Genomic DNA, 16,309 nt, shown 5'->3' on the forward strand with positions numbered 1-16,309 from the left:
CTGGTGGGGGCGGGCCTTCGGCGATTCCCGAAACCGGAGGGTCGCTTATGTTTACACCGGCCTGGCAGCCGCCTATAGGAATAGCATCAATCAGGCTTCGGCCGGACCATGTGAAGCAGCCCATGATCGTATCGCATCAGCACAAACTGATCTTCCTGAAGCCGCGCAAGGTTGCGGGCACCTCCTTCGAGATCGCGCTTTCAAAATACCTGACGGAAGATGACATTATCTCGCCGATCGCACGGGCTGACGAGAAAATCCGGCAGCGTCTTGGCTATACCGGGCCACATAATTTCAATTTCGCCTTTGCCAAGCTGTTCCTCAAACACCCCGACGACATATTCAAGCCGTTCGGAATCACACCACCGACGAAATTCTACAACCACATGTCGGCGCGGCTGGCGAAGTGGTATCTACCATCAGACGTCTGGCGGGATTACCGGAAGATTTCGCTCGTCAGGAATCCCTGGGAGCGCACCGTGTCGCTGTTCTATTTCCGCAACAAGGGTGAGCAGGACATTTCCAAATTCACGCCCTTCTTCCGCAAGAACACGTTCTACCTCGATACGAATTACGCCAATTACATGGTTGGTGGCGAAAACGTCATCGACTTCTTCATCCGCTGCGAAAATTTCGAAGAGGACATGCGCCGGCTGGAAGGCGAGATGCCGGCTCTCGCGGGCCTCTGGGATGCATTCAAGGGCGTGAACGCCAAGGGCGGCACCCGCGACAAGACGTATACCCGCAAGCAGATTTTCGAAGCCAACCCTGAGATCAATGCTTTGGTCGAGAAGCATAATGCCTGGGAAATCGAGAAATTCGGCTACCGGCTTTAAGGGTTGGTCTGCCTGCGGAACTACTTCCGCCTCATGCAGCGGAAGAATTCGCCCTCTGGTCGGTGACTACATTGGCGGCTTCGACTGACGTCATGATATGCCCTGCCACCGCCTTGGCGTGCTCGGAGACCTGCGGCAGGCCCATGAGTTCACCGAACGTCCCGCGCGCCAGAGGACCGGCAATATAGAGGCCTTCCACCGGACGATCGGCCTGATCGAGTGCGCGCGAGCCCTCGTCACAGGCAATGCCAAGCCGGGCTGGATCGGCGTGGATGAGACGCTCGGATGCCAACCGGGACAGAAAGGGCTGACTGTCGAGGATGCCGCCATGTGCCGGGCCGGTGGTGACCACGACGGCGTCGAAATCGCGCACCCGCGTGCCTCGTCCATGCCCGAGCCTGAGCGCCGCCCGGATGCGGCCTTCATGATAGGACACAGCGGCGACCGAGGCGGCGAGAATCTCGAGGCGGCCGGTCAAAACCGCGGCATCGATAGCGTTCTCCACCTGTGGCGCGATGCGGAACCGGTGCACGTCCCAGAACGGCCTGAGATGCCGGACCACGCGGCGACGCTCGGCCACCGGCAGGTTCCGCCAGATGGTGAAAGCCTGGGCTCGCACCGCATCGAGCACGGCATGCCAGGAGACGTCGAAGACGGCAGCTTGGCGGATCGCCTCGCGGATTCGCCGGGTAAGCAACCGTGCCGAAAGGATTGGCCGAGTGGTAAAATCGCCGTGCTGCTCCTGGATTTTCAGCGGGTGGCCGCGTGATCTGAGCCCACGCCGCGAGATGGCCGTGACCGGCCCCATGTGACCATCCGCCGTCAGCGAGGCGATCACATCGGCCGAGGTCAGGCCATTGCCGACCACCAGCACCGAATCGCTTTCGCGGATCGATTTCAGTGCGTTCGGCACGGTTGGATCGGGAACGAAACGCGGATGGCCTTCGAGGATCGAAGCCAGCATCTTCGGTGCTGCGGGCGACGGATGGCTGGTGGCGATGACGACGATGTCGGCGTCGAGTGCGTCGCCTCCGTCGGCGGTGATCTGCCAGCCCTCGTTCGTCCGCTCGATCGCGGAGACGAGCCCGTGCCGATGCTCGATCCGGCCCTTGTCGACAAAGGGCTGGATCTGGGCGTTGACATAACTGCCGAAAACCTGCCGGCGAGGATAAAGCTGGCCATCGGCGGCACGCGCATCGGGATCGCCGGCGACGGCGTCAGTGGCTTCAATCCAGTCGACGAAATGGTCCGGAAAGCCGGGATCGATGGTCATCTTCAACGCCGGAACGTTGATGCGATGCACGGGATCGGCTGTGTCATAGGCCAGGCCTGCGCCGAGTTTCTGGCGCGGTTCGAAGACGACGATGCGCGCCGCTTCGGCCGGCAGATGCGAGGCGAGGTGCCAGGCGACAGCTCCGCCGGTAAACCCACCGCCGACGATCGCAACGACGCGCCCGGAGAATGGGTTCAAAGTCGACGCGAAAGGTCTGTCTTTTGTCGGCACCATGGTCTCCCTCGGCGTGAATTGAGAGGATATGTCAAGTTCGGCAATCGTGCCACTGCTCTCTCGATTCAGCGAAAGAGCGTGCAGGAATTCACAAAACATATTGTCTATAATTTTTATTGACAATAGGGATTTTGCGACTACTTTGCCTCTATGCCCGCATCGCCAGCGGGACGTGATCGATGAACGACAAGACGGAGACAGTCATGACCATCGTCCAGAACGCCGCTTCGTTTCCCATCGAAGGTGCGATTCGCGCGCCGCATGCCGACGCGGCGGCCGTCAAACGGGCCATGCGCAGCATGGCGGGCGGCGTTTCTGTGATTACGGCAGGCCGCGGCGACGAACGCACCGGTGCCACGGTGACTTCGGCAACGGCTCTTTCGATGGATCCGCCGACGATGATCGTCAATATCAACAAGAGTTCGTCGACTTGGCCGGTGATCAGCCGCTACGGACATTTCTGCGTCAACATCCTCGCCGAAGACCATCAGGATGTCGCCAACCGTTTCGCCGGCATCGGCGGAATCAAGGGCACGGCACGCTATGAAGGGGCGCGCTGGACGACGCTGGTCAGCGGTGCGCCAGTCCTGTCGGAAGCGCTGGCAGCGATCGATTGCGAGGTCGAAGAAATCATCGAACGCCACAGCCATGCGATCATCCTCGGCCGGGCGCTGGCAACAATTTCGGGCGCTGGCCAATCGCTGATCTATGCGAATGGCGCCTATCGCAGCTTCTCGCTGGATTGAAAGTTTTTGCTTACGAAGCGACCTTCTGACGAAGCAGATCGGCCTCGGGCTGTGCCGGATTGTCGGCGATCAGGTGTTCGAGGGTCATATTGTCGAGGATTTCGGCGACAGCGTCGCGCACCTCGGTCATTGACCGGCGCACGAGGCAGGTTTCCGGATCGATGCAATCGTCGCAGGCTTCGTAAGCCGTGCGGCTGGCACAGCGGATTGGCGCCAACGGACCGTCGATAACGCGGATGGCGTGGCCAACGCGGATTTCCGAAGCAGGCCTGGACAGGGAATAGCCGCCTGTCGGACCCTTCTTCGAGCGCACGATGCCGGCATTCCTGAGTTCGAGCAGGATCGTATCGAGGAATTTCTTCGGAATATTGTTGGCCGTTGCGATCTCGTTGCTGAACGCGGTTTCGCCCGGCGGCAGGCTCGCAAGTGCGATCAGCGCCTTCAGACCATATTTACCTTTATTCGTAAGCATCGACCACCAAATCCTGCCCGCCCGGCATGCATTTCATAAACTGCTTTGCAGCGGCATTGAAGCGCGGAAGACGCCATTTTAGGGGCAAGCAGATTAATTTTTCGTGGTTTTCCAGTGAATTTAGCGAAATTCCCTGAAATCTACTACGCGGCGGCAGCTTTCTCGCTTGCAAGATGCGCCTGAATCGCGCTGCGAACATCCGGAAGCGAATGAAAGCGCTGTCCGTCTAGGCCGAAAACCTGGAATTTGACGGCAACGAATTGCAGGTAATCCTCAAAGGGAACGACGATGCCAACCGGAATTCCGGCATGTTCAACGACATGCTTCTGCATGACTGTCTCCTGACCCATCGCGCAACGACGCAGACATATCTCTGCTTGGCGACGGGAAATCAAAAATCGATGGTGATGAGTTGGGTTAGGCTCGGGTCACATTCGACACAGGCGGAGACATGAAGAAGTCCGGCCCAATGGCCCGGTTGGGGCGGCGAAACTGGCAAGTTCAGTCATGCGGCGCATCCTTCTTCGATTGCTTTCACGACGGCGAATGCCTCTGGCATCGCGATCATGAGAGCAATTTAGGTTAATACACTAAATCTGTCAATTATATATTCTAATATTGAGGAAAAATTTTCGCCGACACGGGCATGACGGTCCCGCAGCGCAAAATAATTTCAGAGACCACCTGCCGTTAGGCTTGGCGCCCTATTCCGCCGCCTGAGGAATCGCCTCGCGGTGCAATTCTTCCACCGGCAAGTGGCAGCGCATCGCATGCCCACGCTCGATATCGCGCAGCTCCGGCACCTGTTCCTCGCAGATCTTGCCGATCTTGCGGGCGCAGCGGGTGTGGAAGACGCAGCCGCTTGGCGGCTTCATGGCGCTCGGGATTTCGCCTGTCAGTTTGACCCGCTCCGACGGCGTGCCCTCGATCGTCGGCACCGAGGAGAGCAAGGCTTCGGTATAGGGATGATGCGGACCGGAGAACACCGCCTCGGCGGGGCCGATCTCCAGCACACGGCCGAGATAGAAGACAGCGATACGGTCGGAGAGATAGCGCACCACGCCGAGGTCGTGCGAGATAAAGATATAGCTCACCCGCTTGGTGTTCTGCAGCTCGACCAGCAGGTTGAGGATCGCGGCCTGCACCGAGACGTCCAGCGCCGAGGTCGGCTCATCGAGCACCAGGACCCGTGGATCGCCGGCAAAGGCGCGCGCGATCGCCACACGCTGCTTGAGCCCACCAGAAAGCTGGCGCGGCCGCATGTTGAGATAGCGGTCGGCCAGACGGACGGAGCGCGTGAGGTCGAGAACGCGGGAGACACGGGCAGAGGCGGCCAGTTCCGTCAACCGTTCGATGGTGCGGCCGATCATGCGCTTGACCGTATGCGAGCGGTTAAGCGCCGAATCCGGGTTCTGGAAGACGATCTGCAGCGATTTCACCTCGGCGCGCGAGCGTTTGCCGAGCGTCGGCGCGACCTCCCTGCCCTCGAGCCGGATATGGCTTTTCGGGTCAGGCTTGATGATGCCGAGGATGCTGCGGGCAAGCGTCGTTTTGCCGCTGCCGGATTCGCCGACAATGCCGAGCGTTTCGCCAGGATACATGGCAAGCGAGACATCGTTCAGCGCGCGGAAATTCACCCCGCCTCGACCAAAAGTCTTGCTGACATTGGTGAGCTCGAGGATCGGCTGGAAGGAGGAATCGTCGGCGACGGTGGCGAGCGGCGGCTCGACGATGTTCTGCAATTCGCCGACCCGCTCATGATAGTGGCACTTGCTGTGGCGGCCGTCACCGAGATCGTAGAAGGGCGGCTCGACCTTGCGACAGTGATCGTCGGCGAGCGGACAGCGATCGGCATAGATGCAGCCGGGGATGACAGAACCTGCATTGGGCAGAAAGCCGGGAATGGTGGTCAGCGGCGCGACATTCTTCGAGCGGCCGCGCTGCGGCAGGCAGCGCAGCAGCCCGACGGTGTAGGGATGGCGCGGATTGTGGAAGATGTCTTGCGTATCGCCTTCCTCCACCAGCCGGCCGGCATAGAGGACACCAACGCGGTCGCACATTGTGGCGATGACGCCGAGATTGTGGCTGATGAACAGGATCGAGGTCGACAATTCCTTGCGCAGCTGCAGGATAAGGTCCAGCACCTCCGCCTCGACCGTGGCGTCGAGGCCGGTGGTCGGCTCGTCGAGCACGAGCAGCGACGGCTCGCTCGCCAGCGCCATGGCAATGGCCACGCGCTGCTGCATGCCGCCGGAAAGCTGATGCGGATAACGCAGCACGACGTCATGCGGATCGGCAATGCGGACCTTGGCCAGCACCTCCTCCACCTTCTTTGCACGCTCGGCTTTCGGCACGCCGAGAAGCTCGAAGACTTCGGCCACCTGGTCACCGATGCGGATCGACGGGTTCAACGCCTTGCCGGGGTCCTGGTAGACCATGGCGACCTCGTGGCGGCGCATGTCGCGCAGGCGCGCCTCGCTCATCTTCATCAGGTCGTCGCCATCGATGAGGATGCGGCCCTTGGTGACCGAGCCATTGCGCGGCAGATAGCGCAGCGCCGTATAGGCGGCGGTCGACTTGCCGCAGCCGGACTCGCCGACCAGGCCGTAACACTCGCCCTTGCGGATTTCGAGGTTGATGTTGTCGAGCACCTTGCGGCCTTTGCCGCGCACCCGGTACTGGACTTCGAGGTTCTCGATCTTGACGGTTGGGGTGTTCGTGTCAGTCATCGAGCGCACTCGCAATGCCATCAGCCATCAGGTTTACGCCGATCACCAGTGAGGCGATGGCGACGCCGTCGAAGACGACGGTCCACCAGTAACCGCCGCCGATCAGGCCGTAATTGGAGGCAATCGACAGGCCCCAGTCCGGCGACGGCGGCTGAATGCCGAAGCCGATGAAGGAAAGCGTCGCCACGGTGAAGATCGAATAACCAAGGCGGACGGTGAATTCGACCAGGATCGGCCCGATCACGTTCGGCAGGATTTCCATGAACATAATGTAGAGCCGGTTCTCGCGCCTGAGCTCGGCCGCCGCGACATAATCGAGACTGCGCTCGGCGAGCACCGAAGCGCGCACGGTTCGCGCGATGATCGGCGAATAGGAAAAGCCGATGACGAAAAGCACGGTGACGGTCGAGGTGCCCAGGGCCGTCAGTGCCAGGAGAGCGACGATAACCGTGGGCAGCGCCAGCACCGCATCGACGAGACGGCTGATGACTTCGTCCACCCAGCCGCCGAAATAGCCCATTGCCAGGCCAAGCGCGGTGCCGAGCACGGTGCTGATCATTGTTGCAAGCGGCGCGACCGTAAGGATGTCGCGAGCCCCGGAAATGACGCGCGAAAACACGTCGCGGCCAAGCTGATCGGTGCCGAACCAATGGTCGCCATCGGGCGGCAGCAGCGAATTCAGCATGTCGTCGGCAAAGGGATCGTAAGGCACGATCGAATGGCCGAAGATGGCGCAAAAAATCCAGAACAGCACGATAATGGCACCGATCAGGAACGAGCCCGAACGCAGGATGCGACCAAGATTGTGCTTGAAGTCGTCCCAGGCGGTCGGCGGCTTTTCCGCAATGATCGGAGTCGAGGCCGTGATCTCGGTCATTGGACGCCTCCGAAGCGGATGCGCGGGTTGAGGCTGGCCTGCAGCAAGTCAGCGAGCGTGGTGGCGATCATGAACAATGCCCCGACCACCATGACGCCCGCCTGCAGCATCGGGAAATCCTTCTTGTTCGCGGCCGTGTAGATCAGGCTGCCGATGCCCTGATAGTGGAAGACGATCTCGATGACGACGAGGCCGCCAATCAGGTAGACCGTCTGCGTCGCGACGACGCTGATGGTCGGCAGCAGGGCGTTTCTCAGCACATGCCGCCATATGACCTGCGGATAGGTCAGGCCCTTGAGGATCGCCGTTCTCGTATATTCGGAATCGAGCGCCTCGATCGTGCCGGCGCGGGCCATGCGGGCGATATAGCCGAACAGCACGAAAACCAGCGGGAACGCCGGCAGGATCAGGTAATAGATCTGGGTGAAAAAGCCGGCATTGTTGGGCCAAGTGGCGGAAATCGGGAACCAGTGTCGCCAGACGCCGAAGATCAGGATCAGCACGATGCCGGAGACGAACTCCGGAACAACCGTCAACGACAGCCCCGTCACCGTTATGGACCTGTCGACGACACGTCCTCGGTTGAGCGCCGCAATCACGCCGCCCAGAATGCCGAGCGGCACGACGATCAGGAAGACCACGCCGGCAAGCTTTGCCGAGTTGACCGTGGCGGTCCAAAGGAATTGCGACACCGGCGCGCGGTAAGCGTAGGATTTGCCGAGATCACCTTGCAACAGGCCGCCGGCCCAGCTGGTATATTGCACGATAAGCGGCCGGTCGGTGCCCATTTCGTGATTGAGCGCATCGACGGCACGCTGATCGGCGAAGGGGCCGAGCATGGCGCGTCCGACATTGCCGGGCAGCATGCGACCGCCCGCAAAGACCAGCACGCTCAGGAGAAAGAGCGTCAGAAGCGACAGGAGCAAGCGCTTCAAGGAATAGTAGAAAATCGGTGCATCCCCCGGTTTCCAAGGAAAGGGAGCCGCCCCGGACGACGCGGGGCGGCACGGAACGCGAGGATGTTATCAGGCCGGAAGCTTGGCGTTGTGCAGGAAGAGATGGGCCATGGCCGTCACTTCGATGCCCGTCGCACCCTTCTTGGCCGCCGACATATAGTCGTAGAAATAGCCGAAGATGATCGGGGTTTCGTCAAGCAGCAGCGTCTGGATCTTGCCGGCAACCGCCTTTTGCGCCTCGAGATCGAGGGCAGCGACGAAGTTGGCGACCAGGCCGTCATATTCCTTGTTGGCGAAATGCGCCGAGTTCCAGGTGCCGGTCGAAAGCAACGGCGCCGACAGATAGACGTTCGGCACGCCGCGATGACCATAGTCGGTAATGCCCATGTCGCTGTCGAGCCAGGGCGACTTGCCCGGGACGGCATCGCCATAATAAGCGCCCTGGTCCATGACGTTGAGGTTGATCTTGCCGCCGATCTCCTTGACGGCGTTCTGGATCAGCACCGCATAATCAGGGATTTCCAGGTACTTTTCCGTCGTCAGCGTGGCCTCGAAGCCGTTCGCCATGCCGGCGGCGGCCATCAGTTCCTTGGCCTTGGCAATGTCCTTCTGGCGCTGCGGCACGCTCTTGTCGGTATAGGGATAAGCGCCGCCGAACGGGCTGTCATTGCCGACCTGCGCCTTGCCCTTGAGCAGGCCCTGGATGATGCGCGGCCGGTCGAGGGTCAGCGCGATCGCCTGGCGGACACGCTTGTCCTTGAACGGGTCCTTGTCGGTGCGCATATGCACCTGCTGGTGGGCCAGCGACGGCGTCGCCATCATGTCGACGTTCGGATCATTGAGGATGCCGGCGGCCTGCAGGATCGGCACCTGCTGAATGAAGTCGATCTGGCCGCCCTGAAGAGCGAGAATCTGCGGCTGATAGTCATCGTAGAAGCTCATCTCGACGCGATCCGGCAGCGGCTTGCCGCCCCAGTAATCCTCGTTGCGGACGAAGGAGGCGCCGACCTTGGGGGTGAACTTTTCGAGCTTGAACGGACCGGTGCCGATCATCTTACTCTCGAAGTCGCCGGCATAATCCTTCGGTATGATGACGGCGTTGTAGTTGTCGGTCGACAGCGAATACGGGAAATTGCCGTTCGGCGCGTCGAGATGGAATTCGACGGTATAGTCGTCGACCTTCTTGGCGCCACCCTTGGAAAGCACGCCCTTGAACGCCGAGAGTGCGTTCGAGCCGTTGGCAGGGTCGGCAATGCGGTTGATCGAGGCAACGACGTCGTCGGCGTTCATCGGCCGGCCGTCATGGAATTTCACACCCTTGCGGATCTTGAAGGTCCAGACCGAACCGTCCTTGTTGGGCGACCAGCTCTCGGCCAAAAGCGGCCGGGCGACGAGGTCCTTGCCGGAGACGACCAGCGTCTCGCCGACCTGGCTGATGACGGTAATGCCGCCGGCATCGGCGAGCTTGACCGGCTCGACAGCCGCGGCCGGAACGATCTGGGCAACACGGATGGTGCCGCCTGGGGTCTGGGCGCGGGCGAGGCTCGGCAGGCCGGCAAGGCCGACAGCGCCGGAAATGCCACCCAGCAGCGGCAGCGACATGCCGAGCACGGAACCGAAACGCAGAAATTCGCGGCGGCTGACACGGCCATCGACAAGGCCGTCGATCAGGTGATTGTCGTGTTCGCTACGGCCTTTGCGCAGAAGGTCGAGCAGCTTGTAATCGATTGTCATGGTTCCCTCTTTCGTTAGCGTTGCGAGCCGTATTTTTTATTATGTATAGATTTATTCCCGCTTCCTATTCAACGGACATTCCGCGCTTCATGTCAAGTGCGGAATGTTTATCTTTCGTTAGGAAATCATCATCGGGACCCTGGCTTCGCAACGCAAGGGGAAACGTGACACCGGTCAGGCGGCCCGGCCGTAGAAGCCCACCTGCTCTTCCTTGCTGAACGTGACGCCGGGGCGCTCATAATAAGAGAATACCGCGATCAGCCGCTCCTTCGGCCCCTTGCACGGGGTGACGCGATGCAGCGTATTCTTGCCCAGGAAGACGTTGAGCGTGCCCGGCTTCAGCGACAGCGTCTTGACGTCGTTGTCCTTGCCCTGCAGCAGGCGCGCAACGCCGTCATAGTTCGGATCCGCCTCGGTCCTGAGGTCGGAACGGTATTGGAAATCGCCGCCCGCTTCCGGCCTCTGGAACAAGATGGTTGTGGTGAATTGCGACCGGTCGAAATGCCAGTTCAGCGCCTCGCCCTCGCGATAGGCCATGACGTTTACCCGGGCGAGCGGATCGCGCATGGCAAAAAGCGAGTCTTTTTCCATGCAGGCGGCAAGGAACACGGCGAATTGCGGCCATTCGTAGACCCAGATCGGCACGCTGTCGGGGATCTGGTCGGCGCAAACCGTGTGGCTGACGGTCTCGACCGTCTGCAGCGCCGGATGATCCGGCGGCAGGCCGGGCACTTCCTTGCGGAAATAGACATTGTGGGCGCGCTTGTGGACGAAGGAAAGCGTGTCCATCACCGGCTTGATCTCACCGATCGCCCTCTCCACCGCTGTGTCGCGCACGAAACCTTCGAGATTGAACATGCCTTCGCAGGCGAGGTCGACACGGCAATGATCGACGAGGTCGTTCCAAGCCTTAGAGCCGGGCTTATGCAGGGGATAGCGATCCAGGTCGAGTAAGTCGTGCATGTTCTTCCTCCAGTTGATGAAGAGAGATTTGACCAGGTTTCAGCTTTACACAACGGCATAAATTCTTATTCTGGCTAAGCTTGGCTTATGCAGGTTTCACATGTCGCTCTCGCTTCCGCCGCTCAATGCATTGCGGGCCTTCGAGGCTGCGGCCCGTAGCGGCAGCTATGTTGCTGCGGCCGAAGAACTCGGTGTCTCGGCAGCCGCTGTCAGCCAGCAGGTGAAGAACCTCGAGGAATTCCTCGGCAAGGAGCTTTTCCGCAGATATAACAACAGGATCGTGCTGACCGATGCGGGCCAGACGATTTATTCCGGCGCCACCGACGCGCTACAGTCTATCTCCGCCTTTACCGAACAGGTCGTCTCCGGCCGGGCGCGCTCGCGGCTGGTGATCAGTGCGCTACCCTCCGTCGCCGAGCGCTGGGTGGAACCGAAGCTGGCTGCGTTCATCCGCGAAAAACCGAATTTCCGCTTCGAATTGCGCTCCGAAGAGGACATGGTCGATTTCGCCAAGAACGAGATCGACCTCAGGTTCGCCTATGGCACCAGCCTCTATCCCGAAATGGTGATCATTCCTCTAAAGCTCGACGAGGTGCTGCCGATGTGCAGCCCCTTCTATCTTCAGCGCAATCCGGGAGCGCGGAGCGATTTTCTCACTGCCGTGCCGGATGACGACCTGATCCACACCAATTGGGGGCCGACTTTCGTATCGCATCCGACCTGGCAGGCCTGGTTCGGCGAGATCGGCATCGACCGGCCGGATGAGACGCGCGGCTTTCGCGTCGGCAAGTCGAGCCTGGCGCTCGATCTGGCGCGTGACGGTTTTGGCGTCGCGCTCGGGCAACGAATGATGGCGGAGGACGATCTCCGCGCCGGCAGGCTGGTTATCCTCGACGAGCGGCCGATCTCGCTCGGCCATCGCTATTGCCTCGTCTATCCGCGCAGCAAGGCGAAGAAGGCCGGGCTGATCGACCTGGTCGACTGGCTGGTTCAGTCGGTCAGTTCCCAGGGGAAGTGATCGAGCCGTTCCGGCCCCTTGCCGGTGATCAGCACCTGGGTTTCGAGCTTGACGCTTTCGCAGCCCTTTTCGGAGATCAGGCTTTCGACGCAGACGACCATGCCGGTCTCGAAGCGGCCGCCCTGATTGTGCTCGAAATCGGTATGACAGAGCACCAACGGCCATTCGTCCGCCATGCCGACGCCATGGACGGCGAGCGAATAGCGGTAAGGCTGGTAGCGCTCGGGGATCTTCCAGGATTTCTCGTTGAATTCTCGAAAATCGAGGCCGTCGCGCAAGAGCGACAGATTATGCTCGACCTGTTCGACGGCAGCGTAATAGTGCTCGCGCTGTTTGGCCGTCATCTTCGCATAGCCGCAGGTCCAGGAGCGGGAGAGATCGGCGCAATAACCGTAAGGTCCGATCATGTCGGTGTCGAAGGCGATCATCTCGCCAAGCAGGCAGGGTCGGTCGGAGCATTCCGCATACCAGGGATTGGTGTTCGGTCCGCAGGTGAGCAGCTTGGTCTCCAGCCAGTCGCCGCCGGAGCGGGCGTTTTCGAAATGCAGATGCGCCCAGAGTTCCTGCTCGGTGACACCGGGGACGGAATGTTCATAGATGCGCGCCATGCCGGCCTCGCAGACGCGGATCGTCCAGCGCATCAGTTCGATTTCGTCGGCCGATTTGATCGAACGCGCCGTCTCGGTCATCGGCGTGCCGTCGACGACGTCGAGGCCGAGCTTTTCCAGGCCGCGGACGCCTTTGACATCGAGCCGGTCGACCGCGATGCGGCGATTGCCGTGGCCGTGCTCACGCATCAGGTCATCGATCTCGGCCGCCCATTTCGTCACCTGACGCGGACCGGTGTCGCCAGCCATGACGAAGATCCAGGAGGTCGCAGGCTTGGCTTCGTCGATGGTCTTGATGTGCTTTGAAAAATGCTCGGCGCCCTTGTAGTCGAAGAGCAGCGCCGGACCTTCGGCGAAAACCAGCGCATAGCGCACCGGATTGTGCAGCGACCAGACCTGCATATTAGGGCTGTCGAGCGCATAGCGGATATTGACGGGATCGTAGAGGAGAGCGGCGGCGCAGTCGTTTTCTCGCAAGAGCCTGCGCAGGCGGCCGATGCGATAGGCCCGCGCCCGCTCCAGCACATCCGGCGGCAGCGGGCTCTTCAACGGCTTGTCGGCGCCTTCGGCATTGAGGAAGGTGCGCTTGCGTTCGTCCTTGAAGATGGTGCGACCGGTCGCCTGATCCATCGCCCGCCCCTATTTCTTGGCGAAACTCTTGAGTTTCTCGTAGAGCGCCTTGTCAATGGGAATGCCGGATTTCATCAGCTTCCTATAATTCTCCTCGCGGCGCGAATTCGGCATGCGGGCACCGGGCTGGCCGGTGATCGAGGCGACGAGGCGCTCGATCTGCTTGTCGAACAAGCCGCCGGAAAACACTTTCGGCTCCAGCGCGATGAAGAACTGGCCGCAGCCGATCGGCAGGCCATCATTGTCCAAGAACGAGCCCATTTCCAGGCCGCGATTGGCGCCGGCCAAGGCTGCGCACATGGTTTCGACGATCAGGCCCTGGCCAAAACCCTTATAGCCGCCGGACGGCGCCATCGAGCCCTTCAGGCCCTCTTCCGGATCGGTGGTCGGCTTGCCGTCGCGATCGATCGCCCAACCGAGTGGGATGGCGCGATGTTCGTCCGCCGCGGTCTTCACCGCCGTCCAGGCGACGGCCGAGGAGGACTGGTCAATAAGAAAGGCGAGCTTGCCCTTGCGGCCAGGCACGGCGAAGGACATCGGATTGGTGCCGATCACCGGTTTGCTGCCGCCGACCGGGGCGATCGCCGGCGTCGAATTGGTGAAGCCGAAGGCCAGCAAGCCGTGCTTGGCGATGAAGCCAGTGTGATAGCCGAGCGTCGCGGCATTATAGGAATTATGCACCGCCATCGCAGCAACGCCATATTCCTGCGCGGCCGGGATGAGGTGGGAAAAACCCTTTTCGATCGCCGGATGGGCAAAGCCATTCTTGGCATCGACGCGGAAGGAAACGACCGACATCCTCTTTACCGTCGGCGTCGCCTTACCGTCGACCTTGCCGGTCTGCACATGCTCGCAATAATATTGCAGCCAGTAGAAACCATGGCCTTCCATGCCGGACAGCTCGGTGTCGAGGATGGCGTCGGCGAAATAGCGGGCATTGCGGGCGACCGTGCCCGCACCGACGAGGGCGTCGAAAATCAAATCGGAGGCGACGTCCACTTTGAGTTTGATCGTGTCGGCCATGTGGTGCTGTCCCCTTATGTCTATACCTATATATCAGTCTTATGCCGTACTGGTCGCGGCGTGCAAGAGAGCGTGCGAGTAGCAACCGCAGTCATCACATCAATTTATCGGTTTGCAACATTGTGCAGGCTGGAGTCCATATCTGCTTAGCCAAAGGGATCGTCGGTCATCCCGACACCCTTGTCGTCTTTGGAGCGAAACAAGCCGTAGTAACAATCGGACCCCACTATGCGATCATCACCACGATCTGTAGACAGGGTAACTTCGCAGACGTAGCTTCCTAAGGTTGCACGATAGAAACGCTTGGCGTAACCATCTGTCTCCCGGCCAGCAAAGTCCTTTTCGATAAAATCGGTGGCAGGCTGGATGCTGACGACGCAATGATTGAAGGTAGTGTCCCAATAATAGCTCTGTTGAAGCAGATTCAGCTTGTTTTCAGACGGATAACACCAACGAGCTGGCGCTTTGATCCTTTTGAGAACCRCTGCCATGTCTTCGATCCGCCGATGCCCAGACTCAGGCCAGAAAAAACCGTCGAGATTCCAGAAATCATACCAAGCCTCCTGGCCCAGCACCAATAGCACTGGCACGAGCACAATAAACGCCAAGTTCAGCTTCCGACTCCAGCCAGGTCTCATGCGACCTCCTGGACCCGTCTGATCATCGCTAGCGAAATGTCCTCGCCAGCGACGGTCGGCGTGCTTCCGCCGGGAACGAGGTCTGCCAGCGCTAGGCCGCTCGGATTTTTCTCGGCCATCGCGACTGTACTGCCCCAAACAAATGCGCGCGGTAACAACAGGCTGATAAGCGAACCCCGGCGCATGAGAGCCACAAGCCCTCTCGATCTCGCTGCTCTGCAAATTTTTAAAGTCTTATGCGACGGAAATACACCCCTCAATCGTCACCCCTTTCGAAACCCATCGCCGTAGGCGGCGTTCTTCGCCCCAGGAAATGCGCCCTCCGCCAGAAATCGTTCATGGCAGCGCTTCAACGCCTTCGCATCCAGCATCACGCCCAGTCCTGGCCCCTCCGGCACACGCACGGCACCATCCTTCAACAGCAACGGCCCACCTTCGATGACATCATCCGCATACCAGCGGAACAAAGTCTGGCTCGCATTCCGCACATGCTCCAAAGCTGCGGTGAGGTGCAGATAGGCGGCGCTCGCAACGCCCGTCTCGCCGCTGTGGAAGCGGAAACCCATGTCGAACATTTCGCAGGCGCGGATGAATTCGACGGCGTGGCGGATGCCGCCATGTTCGTTGATATTGGTGACAATGGCATCGGGCGCGCGCAGGCGCACGGCCTTCGGCAGGTCGATCGTATGAGCGGAGAAGGAGACCTTCGAATGCAGCCTGAGCTCTGCCATTTCCTCGTAGGTCTCGACCGGCTCCTCGAACCATTGGATGTCGAACGGTTCCAGCCTTCTCAGTGCCTCGCGCGCTGTCGGCACCGTCCAACCGCCATTGGCGTCGAGGCGGAGCGGCCTGTCGCCGATGGCGGCACGGACCTCGCGCACCATGTCGATCTCCTCGTCCAGGCCGACCGTGCCCATCTTGCCTTCGAACATATCGGCGCCGAACTTTTCGATCATCTCGGCACAGTAGCGGGCGATCTCGACCGGCGAGGATTCGCCTGGATGGCTCGGGCCGGGAAAGCGATAGCTGAAATATTCGGTATGCGGGATGTCGAGCCGCACCGCGCCGCCGAGCAACAGATAGAGCGGCACGCCGTCGATCTTGCCGCGCGCATCCCACATCGCCATTTCGATGCCGCCGAAAACGCGCCTGATGGCAGTAACGTTGCCCCAGGGCGTGTAGCGCATGCCGGGCACCAGTCGGCGCTCGGCGGTAGCGATGTCGCGGATGTCCAGCCCGATCAGTTTTTCGCCCGCGGCAACGACATCGGCGGCACGGTTGCCATCGGCGCATTCGCCGAGGCCAGTCACACCCTCGTCCGTGTCGAGCTCGATCACCGTCTTGGTCAGCGAGGCAATCGAGCCGTAGCTGAAGCGATAGGGTGCGTGGAACGGAATGTTGACCGGCGTGGCGCGGATGGCGGTGATTTTCATAGTGGGGTCTCGGCGGCGGGACGCGCGGGACTATTGCCGATTTCCCTCCCGGCGGCAACGCCCGGACATTCTTGACACAGTCGGCAAAATCTCATCTGCGTCGGCGCGGCAACCCTTGTCGCCCGGCTACGAAGAATGT

The 16,309-nt window shown here is 60.7% G+C and carries 15 protein-coding genes; 3 read left to right on the forward strand and 12 right to left on the reverse strand.

Annotation, left to right across the window (positions count from 1 at the left end; all coding sequences use genetic code 11):
- The first annotated feature begins 122 nt into the window (after positions 1–122).
- Complete coding sequence (locus AC1DYF_RS06235; protein WP_477875823.1) at positions 123–836, forward strand: sulfotransferase family 2 domain-containing protein; 714 nt, start codon at positions 123–125, stop codon at positions 834–836.
- 31 nt (positions 837–867) lie between these two features.
- On the opposite strand, the gene AC1DYF_RS06240 is transcribed toward AC1DYF_RS06235, so the two are convergent.
- Complete coding sequence (locus AC1DYF_RS06240) at positions 868–2,343, reverse strand: FAD/NAD(P)-binding protein (RefSeq protein WP_477875824.1); 1,476 nt, start codon at positions 2,341–2,343, stop codon at positions 868–870.
- Between the two features lie 203 nt (positions 2,344–2,546).
- Between AC1DYF_RS06240 and AC1DYF_RS06245 the strand changes: the two genes are divergently transcribed.
- Positions 2,547–3,089, forward strand: a complete 543-nt coding sequence (locus AC1DYF_RS06245; RefSeq protein ID WP_477875883.1) for a flavin reductase family protein — start codon at positions 2,547–2,549, stop codon at positions 3,087–3,089.
- Between the two features lie 10 nt (positions 3,090–3,099).
- On the opposite strand, the gene AC1DYF_RS06250 is transcribed toward AC1DYF_RS06245, so the two are convergent.
- From AC1DYF_RS06250 to AC1DYF_RS06280, 7 genes are all read right to left on the reverse strand, one after another.
- Positions 3,100–3,561, reverse strand: coding sequence for an RrF2 family transcriptional regulator (locus AC1DYF_RS06250; RefSeq protein ID WP_477875825.1), 462 nt, complete (start codon positions 3,559–3,561; stop codon positions 3,100–3,102).
- A gap of 143 nt (positions 3,562–3,704) precedes the next feature.
- Entirely contained in the window at positions 3,705–3,893 is a 189-nt protein-coding gene (locus AC1DYF_RS06255; protein WP_477875826.1) for a hypothetical protein, read from the reverse strand.
- A 372-nt stretch (positions 3,894–4,265) separates the two neighbouring features.
- On the reverse strand, positions 4,266–6,290 hold the full coding sequence (locus AC1DYF_RS06260; RefSeq protein WP_477875827.1) for an ABC transporter ATP-binding protein: 2,025 nt from the start codon (positions 6,288–6,290) through the stop codon (positions 4,266–4,268).
- Positions 6,283–7,167 carry an ABC transporter permease gene (locus AC1DYF_RS06265; RefSeq protein ID WP_477875828.1) on the reverse strand — a complete coding sequence of 295 codons (885 nt, stop codon included), beginning with the start codon at positions 7,165–7,167 and terminating at the stop codon, positions 6,283–6,285. The genes AC1DYF_RS06260 and AC1DYF_RS06265 overlap by 8 nt, the downstream gene beginning before the upstream one ends.
- Entirely contained in the window at positions 7,164–8,102 is a 939-nt protein-coding gene (locus AC1DYF_RS06270; RefSeq protein WP_477875829.1) for an ABC transporter permease, read from the reverse strand. Before AC1DYF_RS06270 ends, AC1DYF_RS06265 begins: the two co-directional genes overlap by 4 nt.
- Positions 8,103–8,192: 90 nt before the next feature.
- Entirely contained in the window at positions 8,193–9,857 is a 1,665-nt protein-coding gene (locus AC1DYF_RS06275) for an ABC transporter substrate-binding protein (protein WP_477875830.1), read from the reverse strand.
- Positions 9,858–10,031: 174 nt separating this feature from the next.
- Positions 10,032–10,820, reverse strand: a complete 789-nt coding sequence (locus AC1DYF_RS06280) for a HalD/BesD family halogenase (protein WP_477875831.1) — start codon at positions 10,818–10,820, stop codon at positions 10,032–10,034.
- 100 nt (positions 10,821–10,920) lie between these two features.
- Here AC1DYF_RS06280 and AC1DYF_RS06285 point away from each other — a divergent pair, with 100 nt between their 5' ends.
- Entirely contained in the window at positions 10,921–11,838 is a 918-nt protein-coding gene (locus AC1DYF_RS06285) for a LysR substrate-binding domain-containing protein (RefSeq protein WP_477875832.1), read from the forward strand.
- Here AC1DYF_RS06285 and AC1DYF_RS06290 read toward each other — a convergent pair.
- The 4 genes from AC1DYF_RS06290 to AC1DYF_RS06305 form a co-directional block, all read right to left on the reverse strand.
- A complete protein-coding gene (locus AC1DYF_RS06290) occupies positions 11,811–13,076 on the reverse strand; it encodes a M24 family metallopeptidase (protein WP_477875833.1) in 1,266 nt (421 codons plus the stop codon). The two genes, AC1DYF_RS06285 and AC1DYF_RS06290, sit on opposite strands and share 28 nt — an antisense overlap.
- Positions 13,077–13,085: 9 nt before the next feature.
- A complete protein-coding gene (locus AC1DYF_RS06295) occupies positions 13,086–14,099 on the reverse strand; it encodes an Ldh family oxidoreductase (protein ID WP_477875834.1) in 1,014 nt (337 codons plus the stop codon).
- Between the two features lie 146 nt (positions 14,100–14,245).
- Complete coding sequence (locus tag AC1DYF_RS06300) at positions 14,246–14,707, reverse strand: hypothetical protein (RefSeq protein ID WP_477875835.1); 462 nt, start codon at positions 14,705–14,707, stop codon at positions 14,246–14,248.
- 293 nt (positions 14,708–15,000) lie between these two features.
- Positions 15,001–16,170, reverse strand: coding sequence for a mandelate racemase/muconate lactonizing enzyme family protein (locus AC1DYF_RS06305; protein WP_477875836.1), 1,170 nt, complete (start codon positions 16,168–16,170; stop codon positions 15,001–15,003).
- Positions 16,171–16,309: the final 139 nt, after the last annotated feature.

It is taken from the genome of Rhizobium sp. P2_G9, assembly GCF_056403475.1.

Bases quoted from the DNA above. Each gene is read 5' to 3' on its own strand.
- AC1DYF_RS06235 (WP_477875823.1), top strand. From the start codon at position 123: ATGATCGTATCGCATCAGCACAAACTGATCTTCCTGAAGCCGCGCAAG.
- AC1DYF_RS06240 (WP_477875824.1), bottom strand. From the start codon at position 2,343: ATGGTGCCGACAAAAGACAGACCTTTCGCGTCGACTTTGAACCCATTC.
- AC1DYF_RS06245 (WP_477875883.1), top strand. From the start codon at position 2,547: ATGACCATCGTCCAGAACGCCGCTTCGTTTCCCATCGAAGGTGCGATT.
- AC1DYF_RS06250 (WP_477875825.1), bottom strand. From the start codon at position 3,561: ATGCTTACGAATAAAGGTAAATATGGTCTGAAGGCGCTGATCGCACTT.
- AC1DYF_RS06255 (WP_477875826.1), bottom strand. From the start codon at position 3,893: ATGCAGAAGCATGTCGTTGAACATGCCGGAATTCCGGTTGGCATCGTC.
- AC1DYF_RS06260 (WP_477875827.1), bottom strand. From the start codon at position 6,290: ATGACTGACACGAACACCCCAACCGTCAAGATCGAGAACCTCGAAGTC.
- AC1DYF_RS06265 (WP_477875828.1), bottom strand. From the start codon at position 7,167: ATGACCGAGATCACGGCCTCGACTCCGATCATTGCGGAAAAGCCGCCG.
- AC1DYF_RS06275 (WP_477875830.1), bottom strand. From the start codon at position 9,857: ATGACAATCGATTACAAGCTGCTCGACCTTCTGCGCAAAGGCCGTAGC.
- AC1DYF_RS06280 (WP_477875831.1), bottom strand. From the start codon at position 10,820: ATGCACGACTTACTCGACCTGGATCGCTATCCCCTGCATAAGCCCGGC.
- AC1DYF_RS06285 (WP_477875832.1), top strand. From the start codon at position 10,921: ATGTCGCTCTCGCTTCCGCCGCTCAATGCATTGCGGGCCTTCGAGGCT.
- AC1DYF_RS06290 (WP_477875833.1), bottom strand. From the start codon at position 13,076: ATGGATCAGGCGACCGGTCGCACCATCTTCAAGGACGAACGCAAGCGC.
- AC1DYF_RS06295 (WP_477875834.1), bottom strand. From the start codon at position 14,099: ATGGCCGACACGATCAAACTCAAAGTGGACGTCGCCTCCGATTTGATT.
- AC1DYF_RS06305 (WP_477875836.1), bottom strand. From the start codon at position 16,170: ATGAAAATCACCGCCATCCGCGCCACGCCGGTCAACATTCCGTTCCAC.